This window comes from Actinomycetota bacterium (assembly GCA_035640355.1).
Lineage (GTDB): Bacteria > Actinomycetota > UBA4738 > UBA4738 > HRBIN12 > CALGFI01.
Map to the genome: position 1 here is coordinate 109,340 of DASQWI010000011.1, position 13,626 is coordinate 122,965.

Below are 13,626 nucleotides of genomic sequence, written 5' to 3' on the forward strand. Positions count from 1 at the left end.
ACGATCGCGCGGGTACCTCGGAAGCGACGCCGAGGCGTGCGCGGCGTGCTCCACGACATGCGTCGCGAATGGACCGCGTACCTGTTCCACGCGCCCGGCCTGATCCTGTTCGCGATCTTCGTCGTCTACGCGCTGTTCACGTCGTTCATCCTGTCGTTCCAGGATTGGGACCTGATCGGCGCGCGCACGTGGGTCGGTCTGGACAACTACCGTGAGCTCCTCCTCGAGGACAGCGACTTCCACGAAGCGCTCGGGCACACGGCGTACTTCGTTGTCGGGACCGTGCTCCCCTCGACGGCGTTGGGCCTTGGCCTCGCGCTGCTGCTGAACTCGCAGATCCGGGGGCTCGGCCTGTTCCGGACGGCGTACTACCTGCCGTCGATCACGCCGCTCGTCATCGCTTCGCTGCTGTGGTTGTGGGTGTACCACTCGGACTACGGGCTGGCGAACTTCTACCTGCAGAAGCTCGGCATCCTCGATCAACCCGTGGTATGGCTGGGCAACCGGGCGACCGCCATGCCGGCGCTGATCGTGATGAGCATCTGGCAGACGGCCGGCTTCGGCATGCTCGTGTACCTCGCCGGTCTTCAGGCGATCCCACAGGAGTACTACGAGGCCGCCGACGTCGACGGCGCCGGCGTGTGGACGAGGTTCTGGCGGATCACGCTTCCTCTGCTCGCGCCCACAACGTTTTTCGTCCTGGTGATCAACACGGTGGGTGCGGCAAGGAACTTCACACCGTTCTTCGTGATGACGAACGGCGGTCCGCCCGGCCCCGGCGGGGCGACCACGACGGTGGGGTTCTGGATCTACCAGAACGCGTTCCGATTCCTGCGCTTCGGCTACGCCTCCGCGCTCGCGTACGCCATGTTCGCGTTGCTGTTCGGACTGTCGTACCTCCAGTTCCGTTGGTACCGAAAGCGGGTGGAGGACTGATGGGCACCGTCATGGGAGGGGAGCGGCACGAGCTCGGCCAACCCGTGCCCGGCGACTTCGAGCGCGTGCGGCAACCTCCGCGTCGACGTCGCCGGTTCAAACCGACGCGCCCGATCCGCTATCTGATCCTGATCGGGCTCTCCGTGATCTTCTTCGCGCCGATGGCGTACATGGTGAGCGCGTCGTTCCAGCCGCTCGAGCAGATGTTCCGGCTTCCGCCGAGCTGGATCCCGCCGGACCCCACGATCGACAACTACGTCGAATTCTTCACGTCCGGCCGGAACATCCCGCGGTGGGTGTTCAACAGCATCTACGTCACCACCATCATCACCGCGGCCGTCGTCTTCACCAGCTCGCTGATCGCCTACACGTTCGCCAAGCGGACGTTCCCCGGTCGCGATTTCCTGTTCCTGCTCACCCTGGCCACGCTGATGCTGCCCTCCGAGGTGCTGGGCATCCCCAACTACCTGATCATGAAGTCGTTCCCGCTCTTCGGCGGGAACGACCTGTACGGCGTCGGCGGCCACGGGCTGCTGAACTCGTATTGGGGGCTGATCGTCCCCAACATCGGAAGCGCGTTCTCGATCTTCCTCCTTCGTCAGTACATGAAGTCCGCTGTTCCCGACGAGCTGATCGACGCGGCCAGGATCGACGGGGCCGGACACTTCCGCATCTATTGGAGGGTCGTGATGCCGCTGTGCCGGCCGGCCCTCGCCGCCGTGGCCATCTTCACCTTCCAATTCTGGTGGCAGGAGCTGTACGGCCCGCTGATCATCATCGACAGCGAGTCCCTGTTCACGATGCCGCTGGGGCTCACCACGTTCGCGCAGGGGAACCGAACGCTATGGCACCTCATCATGGCCGGTTCGGTGCTGATGGTCCTGCCGATCGTGATCATCTTCTTCGTGTTCCAGAAGCTATTCGTCCGGGGCATCTCGCTGTCGGGGCTCAAGGGCTGACGATCCGTGGTCCGTTCGGCTTCGGTTCGTCGATCCCTGGCCGGCGCCGTCGTGCTCACGGTCGTGACGGCCGGATGTACGGGCGCGGATGAGGGTGACGACGACGTGTCGCCAGCACCGCAGGATAGGGCGACCGTCCGTCTCGTCTCGACGGGGGGAGACGTGTTTGGTTGGGAAGAGCGCGTTCGGGGAGCCGGTAGGTGCTCCGACGTCGTCGCGCTCGTGGACGGCGCCGAGGTGGACGCCGAGGTCGAGGTCGACGGCGAAGGCTTCTCGTTCCGCGTTCCGATCCGAACGGGACCGAACAACGTCACCGCGCGATGCATCCTCGATGAGGGCAGCACCATCGAGACCGACCCCATCACCTTCACGGGGATGCTCGCGTCGCGGCCGACCGCGCGCATCGACGTGTCGGTCAACGGCTCGACCGTTGTCTTCGACGGCGCACCGAGCGAGCCGACCGAGCCGGACGGAACGCCCATCGAGACGTACGAGTGGACGCCGTACCGTCAGGTCGGCGCGCCTGAGCCGCATCTGCAGCTGGCCGGCGGTGGCGCGTTCCGCCGCGAGACCGGACGCCGGCTCGAGATCGAGGCGCCGGCGCGCGACGGCGAGTATTTCGTCACGCTGACGGCGACGGACGCGGAGGGCACGACCGACTCGAGCACGACGTACTTCGTCGTCGAGGACGGACAGCCGCGAACCGTCGACCTGATGCATGAGCACCCCGCGTGGATCGATCGGGCGATCGTCTACGCGCCGGTCCACCAGCTATGGGGCGGCGGGGCCGCGAGCGTCGAGGAACGGCTGCCGTACCTTCGCGATCTCGGGGTCGACGCGCTGTGGCTCTGGCCGCCCGTCACGAGGCGCGCGCCGGGCGAGGAGTACGCGATCGCGGACTACTTCTCCATCGACGAGGAGTGGGGATCGCCCGAGGAGATGCGGAGCCTCGTCGATCGAGCGCACGAACTGGGGCTGCGCGTGCTCCTCGACTTCGTGCCGAACCACAGCTCGATCGAGCATCGCTATTACCAAACCGCGCAGCAGGAGGGCCCCGGCTCGCACTACTGGGACTTCTACGACCGAAAGCCGAACGGCGAGTTCACGCACTACTTCGACTGGACGCACCTTCCCAACCTCAACTACGACAACCCGCAGGTCCGAACGATGATGACCGAGGCGTTCTCGTACTGGATCCGCGACTTCGACGTCGACGGGTTCCGCGTGGACGCGGCGTGGGGGATCAAGCGCCGGCGCCCCGACTACTGGGCCCCGTGGCGCGAGGAGCTGAAGCGGATCAAGCCGGACCTGCTGCTCCTGGCCGAGGCGACGGCACGCGATCGCTACTACTTCGAGAACGGGTTCGACGTTGGCTACGACTGGACGGACCATCCCGGCCAGTGGCCGTGGGCATCGGCGTGGGAGTTCCCTCAGGAGATCCAGGCCCTGCTCGTGCCGTCGCTGACGAACCAGGACCGTGGCTATCCCAGGGGCGCCATCGTGCTTCGGTTCCTCAACAACAACGACACGGGCGTCCGGTTCGCGGAACGCTACGGGGCGGACATGACCCGGGTCGCGTCGGCGCTCCAGTTCACCGTGCCGGGTATCCCGCTGATGTTCGGAGGGGACGAGATCGGCGCGAGGTACCAGCCGTACACGGCGTACGACCGGATCCCGTGGAAGGACCGGTACGGTCTGCGCCCCTGGTACGACGGGCTGATCGAGCTCCGCGAACGACTACCGGCGCTGCTGTCACGTGAGCTGTCTGTGCTGACGACGAACTGGGGCAGCGTGATCGCGTACGTCCGTCCGAGGTTTCGGGGCGGCGATCCCGTGCTGGTCGTGCTGAACTTCGCCGGGCGTGCAAACCCGACCATCGAGTCGTCGCCGGCGCTCGATGAGGTGCTATCGACGGGCGCGGTCGAGGATGCGTTGACGGGCGAACGGATCGACGTTCGAGCCGGCGACGACCTGACACTGCGGATGCCGCAGCAGTCCGTGCATGTTCTGGTGCCGTCATCGGGGGGCGCGTCGTGAGGCTCGCGGTCATGGAACGGCCGGGGCGGTTCGAGCTTCGCGAGGAGCCGGTCCCGTCGATCGGGCGGGACGACGTGCTGCTGCGCGTCGCGGCGTGCGGCGTGTGCACGTCCGAGCTCGACATGTGGCGGGGGCTGGCCGGTCACGCGGCATACCCCTGGTATCCGGGGCACGAGGTGAGCGGGACCGTCGAGGCCGCCGGCGAGGACGTGACCACGCTCGTCCCGGGGGAACCCGTCGCGGCGTGGGTGACGACGCGTGGGTACGCCGATTACGTCGCGGTCCCCGCCGAGTACTGCTTCCGCGCGCTCGACGTTCCGCTCCGGCTCGCTCTCGGCGAACCGGTCGCGTGCGCCGTCAACGTCGTCGAGCTTGCCGAGGTGGGGCTCGCCGACGACGTCGTCGTGATCGGCGCGGGATTCATGGGGCTACTCGCGCTGGAGCTCGTTCAGCTTCGCGGTTCCCGCAACGTCATCGTCGCCGACACCCGCGCCGACGCGCTCGAGCGCGCGAGGAAGATCGGCGCCACGCACGTCGTCGACGTGAGCCGTGAGTCGCTCAAGGACGCTGTGTCGGGCCTGACAGACGGTGCCGGGGCCGACGTGACGTTCGAGATGACCGGCGTGCAGGACGCCTTGACGGCTGCCGGAGACGTCACCCGGATGAGCGGGACCGTGGTGATCGGCGGGTACCACCAGGGCGATCCGCGGACGATCCCCCTCGCGGAGTGGAACTGGATGGCGTTCAAGATCGCCAACGCGCACTTTCGCGACGTGTCGACGATCATCCGCGGGATGCGGCGCGGCATGCGGCTCCTGACGTCGGGCCGTATCTCGATGGAGGGCTTGGTGACGCACCCGTTCGACCTGGACCACATCGACGACGCGTTCCGCACGGCGGTAGAGCGGCCGGACGGATTCGTCAAGGCGACGGTGACGCCGTGAGCGAACGCGCGATGCGGGGCGAACGACGTCCAACCACCATCGAGACGTTCCGCGAGCCCTCGCGGGAGTTCGGGATCCTGCCGTTCTGGTTCCTGAACGGCGAGCTCGACCCGGACGAGATGCGGTTCCAGCTCGGGGAGCTGCGAGACAAGGGCATGCAGGGGGTGATCCTGCACGGGCGCTACGGGCTGGAGATCCCGTACGTGAGCGACGAGTACCTCGACCGGATCCGGCTGGCCGTTGACGAGGCCAACCGGCTCGGCCTGGCGGCGTGGATCTACGACGAGATGAACTGGCCGAGCGGGACGGCCGACAAGCGCGTCCTGAAGGAGCGGCCGGATCTCGCGCAGCGCTACATCGAATGCGTGAGTTTCGAGATCAGGGGCCCGTGGTTCATGTGCCTGACCGGGGAGGACAGCCGATACCTGGACTTCGAACGCTCGACGCCCATCGCCGCGTTCGCGATCGGCGAAGACGACCGGGTGATCGATCTCACGCGGAACCTGTCGTTCGAGAAGGTCGTGCCGTGGGAGGTTCCGCCCGGTCTCTGGCGCCTTTGCTACATCGTGGAGAAGCGCGCCGACTACTACATCGACGCGCTCGATCCTGAGTCGACAGCGACGTTCCTCCGCCTGGGGTACGACCCATACGCGCAGGCGATCGGCAATCCGCTTCCGGGCCGGCTGGTCGGGTTCTACTCCGACGAACCCGCCATGCACTACTTCCTGAGTGCCTCCGACCAGCCCATCGTGCCGTGGACCAAGGAGATGTTCGGGCGGTTCCGTGAGCGGAACGGGTACGACCTTCGCCCCCGGCTCGTCGACTTGTTCTTCGACATGCGGCCCGACGCCGCCAGGACGCGTCACGACTTCTACGACACGCTCACCGACTTCTACAGCTCCGCGTACTACGCACAGATCCGCGACTGGTGCCAGGAGCACGGCGTGGTGTTCACGGCGCACCTGCTGTACGAGGAGTGGCTCCGCCGGATGATCCGCGTCGAGGGCAACCTGTTTCGCCACTACCGGAACATGGACGTCGTCGCGGTCGACCACCTGTATCCGGTGATCGGAACGCGCGAGGCTCCCGATCAGCACGTGGCGATGAAGGTGGCCAGCTCCGCCGCTCACCAGGTGGGCAGCGAACGGCTGATCTGCGAGTCGTTCGGGGGGATCTTCATGGACGCCACGATGCAGCGGATGAAGTGGATCGCCGACTGGGAGTACGTGCTCGGCGTGAACGTGCTCAACCCTCACGGCTTCCACTACACGCTCGAGGGCGCTCGCAAGCGCGACTGGCCGCCGTCGATGTTCTACCAATATCCGTGGTGGAGGTATTACGAGCACTTCTCGACGTACATGAGCCGTCTCTCCGAGATGCTCACCGGCGGGCGTCACGTCGCCAAGGTGGCCGTCGTGTGGCCGATCGAGTCGATGTTCGCGACGTACGTCCCGCAGACGCGTACTCACGACAACGACATGACCGAGGCCGGCCTCAACCGGCTGACGGACCTGCTCTTGCGGCTGCACCACGACTTCGACTACGTCGACGAGGAGGCGCTCGCCGATGCGGCAGTGGACGGCGGCAGGTTGCGCGTGGGCGAGGAGGAGTTCGAGCTCGTCCTGGTGCCGCCGATGACGCACGTTCGACTTTCGACCGTGGAGGCGCTCGAGCGGTTCGCGTCGGCCGGCGGCCGCGTCCTTGGCATTCTGTCGACGCCGCGGACGGCGTTCGGAGACGACGGCACGCTCGTCGACGTCGGCGCGCGGTTCGACTCGCTGCTGGCGACGGACGGCGAGGTGAAAAAACACGATGGCGGTGGTCTCGGCGCGTTCGTCCGGGGCGACGCGGGGGCCGTATTGGACGGCGCCGCGGCCGCCGCTCCGCTCGCCGAGGACCTGCGCTCGGCGATCGCGTCGCTCATCGAACCGGACGTCGAGATTTCCAACGAGGAGCTCTTCTGCGTGCACCGCGTCCGCGAAGGCCGCGACCTGTACTTCGTGGTGAACCCGACGACGGAAGAGCAGCGTGCCCGGATGTCGATCTCCGGCGCCGCGTCGCCGGTCGTGTGGGACCCCTCGACCGGCGAGGAGCGCCCCGCGACCGCGGTCGATCGCGACGGCTCCCGAACCTCGTTCGACCTGAACCTGCCACCCGTCGGCTCGATGTTCGTCCTCACGGCCGAGCCCGTCGTCGGCGGAGACGGCCGAGGCGCGATGACGCCCCGCGAGGCGTCGCCACGTCGAGACAACGAGGCCGTCGTCGTCGACGGGCCCTGGACGTTCGAGGCGGAGGACGACAACGCGCTCGTCATCGCGACCTGGCGCGCGGCGGACGAACGCGACGGCGCACCGGCGGCGTCGTACGCGTCGGGCCCGACCGACGGCGACCGGTGGCTTCCGGTCGTCGCCGGGGCGTGGTCGTTCCAGCTGCCGACCGAACCCGACCGTCCCTTCCCCCTCCCCGTCTGGTTCCGCGCGTCGTTCGACGTGGCTGACGTTCCGGATCGGCTGGCGCTGATCCTCGACGGCATGGACGGCTCGGAGGTGCGCGTTCACCTCAACGGCACGACGGTCGACGCACAGCCGAAGCGGTCTCGGTTCGACGCGCAGATGCGTGAGCTCGACCTAACGGTCCACGCGAGGACGGGGTCGAACGACCTCGCGATCCGTCTCGTCGTCGAAAGCAGCACGGGCGGCATCGTCGACCACCTGAAGCTCGTGGGGACGTTCGGGCTCGACGGCGACGCCGAGAAGGGGTACCGGATCGTTGCCCCGCGTTCCGGCGCGCGGGCCGCGCCGTGGACCGAGCAGGGGTATCCATTCTATTCGGGGACCGGCGTGTACCGGGCGCGCTTCGACGCGCCACCGGCGGGCGACGGCGAGCGCGTCGTGCTCGAGGTGCCGATGGGCGACGACGTCATCGAGGCCGAGGTGAACGGCCGCTCCGCCGGCGTTCGGCTATGGGACCCGTATGCGTTCGACGTCACCGACCTGCTGATGCCCGGCGAGAACGAGATCACGCTGCGGGTAGCCAACACGATCGCCAACCTATTGAACGGCGTCGACCGGCCGTCGGGGATCGCCGGCGTTCCAAGGCTGGTGGCGGTCTCCTCGAAGGCTCGTGTCGGCGCCCGTCAGCGAGAAGCCTGATGCACATCGACGCCCAGCCCCTCACGCCGGACACCTTCGCTCCATACGGGCGGGTGATCGCGCGTCCCGAACGCGAGCGCGACGCGGCCGGACCGGGATGGCGGTGGTGGGCCGAGACGGTTCTCCTGGCCGGCGATGGTCGGCCGTTCGGAGTCGGGTACCTCGACCTACAGCCGGGCGACCGGCAGTTCGACTGGGCCGAGCGCCACATGCGTACGCAGGAGGCGATCATCGCGACGTCGTCCGAACTCCTCGTGTACGTCGCGCCGGCCGACCATCCCGAGGACCCGGGCCGCCTGCCCGAGATGGAGCGGTTCACCGCATTCCGACTGCCCCCTGGCGAGGGCATCGTGATGGACCGCGCCGTGTGGCACGGCGCGCCGCTCGCGGTCGGGCAGCCCTCGTCCGCGATCGTCCTGATCCTCGAGGGCACGGGCCGAACGGACGTGGCGTGGGCGCGGTTCGACCCGGTCGAGATCCGATCGTGAAGAGGTGATCCGTGGCTGAGGTCGTGTTCGAGGGCGTGACGAAGGTCTTCGACGACGGAACTGTGGCCGTCGACTCGCTCGATCTCGCCGTCGAGGACGGCTCGCTGATGGTGCTCGTCGGGCCATCCGGCTGCGGGAAGACCACATCGCTTCGGATGGTCGCCGGTCTCGAGGAAATCACCGAGGGAACGGTTCGGATCGGCGATCGCGTCGTAAACGACATCGCCGCGAAGGACCGCGACATCGCCATGGTGTTTCAGAACTACGCGCTGTACCCGCACATGTCGGTGTTCGAGAACATGGCGTTCGGCCTTCGCCTGCGCAAGATGAAGAAGCCGGAGGTCCGCGAACGTGTGGACACCGCCGCGCGGACGCTCGAGCTCTTCGACCTGCTGACTCGGAAGCCCGGGCAGCTCTCCGGCGGTCAGCGCCAGCGTGTTGCCATGGGCCGGGCGATCGTTCGCGAGCCCAAGGCGTTCCTGATGGACGAGCCGCTGTCGAACCTGGACGCGAAGCTCCGCGTACAGATGCGCGCGGAGATCTCTCGGCTGCAGCGCGACGTCGACGTCACCACGCTGTACGTCACGCACGACCAGATCGAGGCGATGACGATGGGCGACCTCGTCGCGGTTCTCAAGAAGGGCGTCCTCCAGCAGGTGGATCGCCCCCAGAACCTGTACCGGCGGCCGGCGAACCTGTTCGTCGCGGGGTTCATCGGCTCGCCGGCAATGAACATGGTCGAGGCGAAGATCGGGCGCGAGGACGGCAGCTTGATCGCTAACTTCGCGGAACATCGGCTGCGGTTGGACGACTCGCTCGTCGGCGAGCGCCCGGCGCTCGATGGGTTCGCCGGCCGGCCCGTCGTGCTCGGCATCCGGCCGGAGGACATGGAGGACGCGGCGCTCTCTGGCGTTCCCGAGGACCGGAGGATCCGGACGTCCGTCGACCTCCTCGAGGACATGGGGCACGAGGCACTCGTCTACTTCAGCGTCGGCTCGCCGCCCGTGCTCACAGAGGACACGAGGGAGCTCGCGGCCGACGCCGGCGCCGACGTCTCTGAGCTGGAGCGCGGCGCGAGAGAGACGACGTTCATCGCGCGGTTCGACGCGCACACGAAGGCTCGCGAGGGCGACAACGTCGAGGTTGCCGTCGACACGGCGAACGTCCACTTCTTCGACCCGGAGACCGGCCGGGCGATCTGGTCGTGAGGTCGTGACGTCGCCACCGGCGCGGCGGCGATTGGAGCGCGGCGTCTACTTCGACGCGTGGTACCCGGGCCAGCACAACTACCACCCGAGCCTGCCGCCCAGACGACTGAAGATGATCGACCACCTCGAGGACTACCGAGCGACGATGCTCGTCTGGTCGGCCCTCGGGGGCGGGAACCTCTCGCTGCCGTACCTGGAGGAGGAGGCGTTCGGCGAGATCCCCGCGCGGTTCCGCGTCTACGGGTACGTAAACGACTCCGAATTCATCGCGGCGTGCGGCGAACGAGGCATCAAGGTCTTCGGCGTCGTGTTCGAGCACGCGTGGGAGTACCCGGTCGAGCTCGACGACGCCGAGACCATGGTGCTCGCCTTCAACGAGACGCGTGACGCCGGCAAGCGCGACTGGCTCGGCATGCGCGAGTTCTGGCAGAACCGGTACCCGGCGATCTGGGCGCCGCGCGAGAAGTATTTCTCCGAACCGGTCCTCGACGCCGACGGTCGCGAGGTCCTCGACATCCTCGAGGAGTGCGCGCAGCGGGACATCCACGGCCAGGCGTGTCATGCACTGTGGATCGAGTGCCCCGACCGGGAGCACTGGAACATCATGATGGATCGGAACAACCCGGTCTGGCGCGAGTACCTCAAGGCGATCGTTCGTCTGCAGATCGACGCCGGCGTCCACGGCGTGCACTTCGACGAGGCCGAGGTCCCGCTCACCTCGCTTCAGTACGGCGGGTGCTTCTGTGATACGTGCATGCGCGGATTCGGCGAATACCTTCGCGAGCTACCCGAACGCCCGCCCGAGCTCGACGGCGTCGATCTCGACTCGTTCCACTACGGCTCGTTCTTGCTCGAACGGGGCTACGACTTCAGCGGCGACTACATGAACACGCCGCTGTTCTTCCACTACACCACGTTTCAGCGACGGAACATCCGCCGGTACTTCGCCGAGCTCGCCGACTACGCTCGTGAATACGCCGCCAGCAAGGGACGCGACGTGCTGATCTCCGGGAACTTCTTCAACCTGTTCGAGCACTATTACCCACTCGAGCCGTACGTGGACGTCGTCGTGACGGAGATGCGGAACACACTCTGGCGACAGCCGGAGTGGTACCGCTATGCGGCCGCGTTCGCGCGCGGCAAGCCGCTCGTCGTCGTCGAGAACCCGTACGGCGGGGTGGTCATGCAGATGGTCGAGGCGCTCAAGCGCGGCAAGATGTACGACCGGTTCCGCCAGTCGCTCTACGAGGCGGCAGCGCTCGGCGTGAACATGTCCGTTCCGTACGGGTCGTGGATGGGGAGCGTCGTCGAGGACGCGTTCTACCCGCCGCACGAGCTCGGGGCCGAGATCCAGGCGTTCCTCGCCGACCACGAGCACCTGTTCGCCGGCGATCCGACGTGGGCCGAGGTCGCGGTCGTGTACGGGATCGAGAGCAACGCGGTCGCCCGCACGGCGATCGAACTACCCAAGGACAACCGCGAGAACGTGATGTTCGAGGGCGACATGCTGGCGTTCGATCAGGTGTCCCGCGTCCTCTGTGAGGCTGCGCAGCCGTACGACGTCCTTGTGTTCCCCGAGGGCGAGCTCCGGCCCGACACGTTCGGCGACGACGATCTGGCGATGTACGGGACCATCGTCCTGCCCGCTGTCGACGTTCTCACCGCACGGCAGGCACAGCTCCTCGAGACCTTCGTCGAGCGGGGTGGGAGGCTAATCGTCCTCGGCGAGCTCGGCGCGAACCTGGGGAAGAGAACGAAGGCGCTGCTCGAACACGAACGGGTTCGTCGCGGGCAGCCGTTCGAGTTCTCCCTGGATCTCGTTGCGGCGAGACCGCAGGTACGCATCGTGGAGGGCCGAACGGACGTTGCGTTCAACGTCCAGCGCGTGAGCGACGGGGCCGCCCTGCACCTGATCCGGTACGAGTACGACGAGACCGCGGATCGCGTGCCGCCGCTCGACCGGCTCGTCCTCGACATCCGGCTGCCGTTCGAAACAGCTGCGGTGCACGCGTTCAGCCCCGGCGGCGATCTGACCGCCGGGGCGGAGGTAGGTGCGGACGGCACCATCCGGTTGGTGCTTCGGAACGTGCCGCTCTACGGCATCGTGTCGATCCCGTCCAAGTGACGCCGCGGCTCGCCGCCGTCTTCGCCCATCCCGACGATGACGCGTACACCCTCAGCGGGAGCATCCTCCGGCGTGAGGGGGACCTCGACATCACGATCATCCTGCTCACGAGCGGCGGCAACGGTCCGATCTGGGAGCCGGTCGCGACGCGGGAAACGCTGGCGGGCGTTCGTGAACGAGAGGAAGCCTCGTGGGCCGCGTCGGTCGGCGTGCCAAGCGCGCGGATCGAGTTCCTCCGGTACACCGACTGGCACGTGCCCGATGCTCCGTTCGAGAACGCGGTCGAGCGAGTCCGCGCCATCCTCGAGGACGCTGCGCCTCATGCTGTCGTGACGTTCGGTCCGGATGGGATGACGCATCACCACGATCACGTCCGTGCGGGAGAGATCGGGGACGAGGCGTTCGCGCGGGCTCGGTCGTCCGCTTGGCCGGGCGCCTTTCAGCGGCTGTATCACGTGGCGCTGCGCCGCTCGACGATGGACGCGTACTACCGGGAAGTCGCCGAGCGCGGCCTGCCGTTCGGCGACCAGGACACGTTCCTGAATCCGGTTGGCGTTCCGGACGAGACGATCGCAGTCGACGTCGACGTCACCGACCTGTACGAGCGCAAGGTCGCCGCGATCTCACAGCATCGATCCCAGATCGGCGAGCTCGAACGACTACCCCGGGACCTCCGCCCGTTGCATCTCGCCCACGAGTGTTTCGTCCAGTCGTGGCCCGAGCGCGAAGCCGGTGCGGTCGTTCGAGGCAACCTCTTCGAAGATCTCGAACTCGCGGCCGCCGCCGCTAGCGGTCGGGAGCGTCGAGGGCGAAGCCGGCGTCTCGGAGCAAAGCGATGAGCGGATCGAGCAGCCGAGGGTTCGCACCGATCACGCCGATCCCGGGAAAGCCATCGACGGTCGACCGAAGCACCGTCGCGCCGGCCTCCTCGGCGATGACGGCTCCACCCGCGACGTCCCAAGGCGAGAGCCCACCTTCGTAGTACGCGTCCACGGCCCCGGTGGCCAACGAAAGGAGGTCGATCGACGCCGAGCCGCTCCGCCGGATGTCGCGAACACGCGCCAGGATCTTCGTCAGCGTCTCGCCCTGCCGTGTCCGAAGCGCGGGCTCGAACCCGAAGCCCGTCGCGACGAGCGCGGTGGCGAGCTCGTCCTTGTCGCTCGCCTTGATGGGGTCGCCGTTCGCGGTCGCTCCGCGACCGCGAACGGCCGTGTACAGCACGTTCCGCCCGGTGTCGAACACCACGCCGACCGCAGGTTGACCGTCGATCTCGACGCCGATCGAGACGGAATACGCGGCATAGCCGTAGACGTAGTTCGTCGTTCCATCGACCGGGTCGACGAGCCACCGCACGCCTGAGCTGCCGGGCACCGACGTTCCTTCTTCACCGAGGATCTCGTCATCCGGACGTGCCGCTCCGATCCCGTCGACGATCACGCCTTCGGCCTCCCGGTCGACCTGCGTGACCAGGCTGAACGGCGAGCCTTTCTCCTCGACTCGGAGCATCGATTTTCGGCCGTCCGCATGCACCGCTGCTGCTTGCGCCGCGAGGTCGACGGCGAGCGAACGGATGGCGTCGGCGTCCACAGGCATGGTGCGGCGAGTGTACGGGCGACGTCCGACCGACCTGAGCTGAGCTCACGCCCGGCGCAACTCCTCCGGACAACGAGCCGCGAGCACGCTCAGTGCACGGATGTTCGGGAGGAATGCTCCAACTCGAGCGTCCCTGCTCCGAAAACGTCGTTGCACTCGGTAACCTCGCCCATCCCGTCCTTGG

Annotated in this window: 10 protein-coding genes; 9 read left to right on the top strand and 1 reads right to left on the bottom strand. The window is 67.4% G+C overall.

What is annotated here, in order from left to right; translation table 11 throughout:
* The first annotated feature begins 36 nt into the window (after window positions 1–36).
* The 9 genes from VFA08_05910 (at window position 37) to VFA08_05950 (ending at window position 12,688) form a co-directional block, all read left to right on the top strand.
* Window positions 37–936, top strand: coding sequence for a sugar ABC transporter permease (locus tag VFA08_05910; protein HYZ13127.1), 900 nt, complete (start codon window positions 37–39; stop codon window positions 934–936).
* Entirely contained in the window at window positions 936–1,895 is a 960-nt protein-coding gene (locus VFA08_05915) for a carbohydrate ABC transporter permease (protein HYZ13128.1), read from the top strand. The genes VFA08_05910 and VFA08_05915 overlap by 1 nt, the downstream gene beginning before the upstream one ends.
* Window positions 1,896–2,057: 162 nt before the next feature.
* On the top strand, window positions 2,058–3,932 hold the full coding sequence (locus tag VFA08_05920) for an alpha-amylase family glycosyl hydrolase (protein HYZ13129.1): 1,875 nt from the start codon (window positions 2,058–2,060) through the stop codon (window positions 3,930–3,932).
* On the top strand, window positions 3,929–4,876 hold the full coding sequence (locus VFA08_05925; protein ID HYZ13130.1) for a zinc-binding dehydrogenase: 948 nt from the start codon (window positions 3,929–3,931) through the stop codon (window positions 4,874–4,876). The genes VFA08_05920 and VFA08_05925 overlap by 4 nt, the downstream gene beginning before the upstream one ends.
* Window positions 4,873–8,028: a glycosyl hydrolase gene (locus VFA08_05930; GenBank protein ID HYZ13131.1), complete on the top strand. Its 3,156-nt coding sequence runs from the start codon at window positions 4,873–4,875 to the stop codon at window positions 8,026–8,028. The genes VFA08_05925 and VFA08_05930 overlap by 4 nt, the downstream gene beginning before the upstream one ends.
* The gene (locus VFA08_05935) at window positions 8,028–8,516 is read left to right on the top strand and encodes an ureidoglycolate lyase (protein ID HYZ13132.1); all 489 of its coding nucleotides are present in this window, start codon (window positions 8,028–8,030) and stop codon (window positions 8,514–8,516) included. The genes VFA08_05930 and VFA08_05935 overlap by 1 nt, the downstream gene beginning before the upstream one ends.
* 11 nt (window positions 8,517–8,527) lie before the next feature.
* Window positions 8,528–9,724, top strand: coding sequence for a sn-glycerol-3-phosphate ABC transporter ATP-binding protein UgpC (gene ugpC / locus VFA08_05940; GenBank protein HYZ13133.1), 1,197 nt, complete (start codon window positions 8,528–8,530; stop codon window positions 9,722–9,724).
* Between the two features lie 4 nt (window positions 9,725–9,728).
* The gene (locus VFA08_05945; protein HYZ13134.1) at window positions 9,729–11,849 is read left to right on the top strand and encodes a hypothetical protein; all 2,121 of its coding nucleotides are present in this window, start codon (window positions 9,729–9,731) and stop codon (window positions 11,847–11,849) included.
* The gene (locus VFA08_05950; protein HYZ13135.1) at window positions 11,846–12,688 is read left to right on the top strand and encodes a PIG-L family deacetylase; all 843 of its coding nucleotides are present in this window, start codon (window positions 11,846–11,848) and stop codon (window positions 12,686–12,688) included. The genes VFA08_05945 and VFA08_05950 overlap by 4 nt, the downstream gene beginning before the upstream one ends.
* Here VFA08_05950 and VFA08_05955 read toward each other — a convergent pair.
* Complete coding sequence (locus tag VFA08_05955; protein HYZ13136.1) at window positions 12,636–13,442, bottom strand: inositol monophosphatase family protein; 807 nt, start codon at window positions 13,440–13,442, stop codon at window positions 12,636–12,638. The genes VFA08_05950 and VFA08_05955 overlap by 53 nt on opposite strands.
* Between the last annotated feature and the right edge of the window lie 184 nt (window positions 13,443–13,626).

Coding starts and splice junctions, on each gene's coding strand:
- VFA08_05955 (HYZ13136.1), bottom strand. CDS start 13,442: ATGCCTGTGGACGCCGACGCCATCCGTTCGCTCGCCGTCGACCTCGCG.
- VFA08_05915 (HYZ13128.1), top strand. CDS start 936: ATGGGCACCGTCATGGGAGGGGAGCGGCACGAGCTCGGCCAACCCGTG.
- VFA08_05935 (HYZ13132.1), top strand. CDS start 8,028: ATGCACATCGACGCCCAGCCCCTCACGCCGGACACCTTCGCTCCATAC.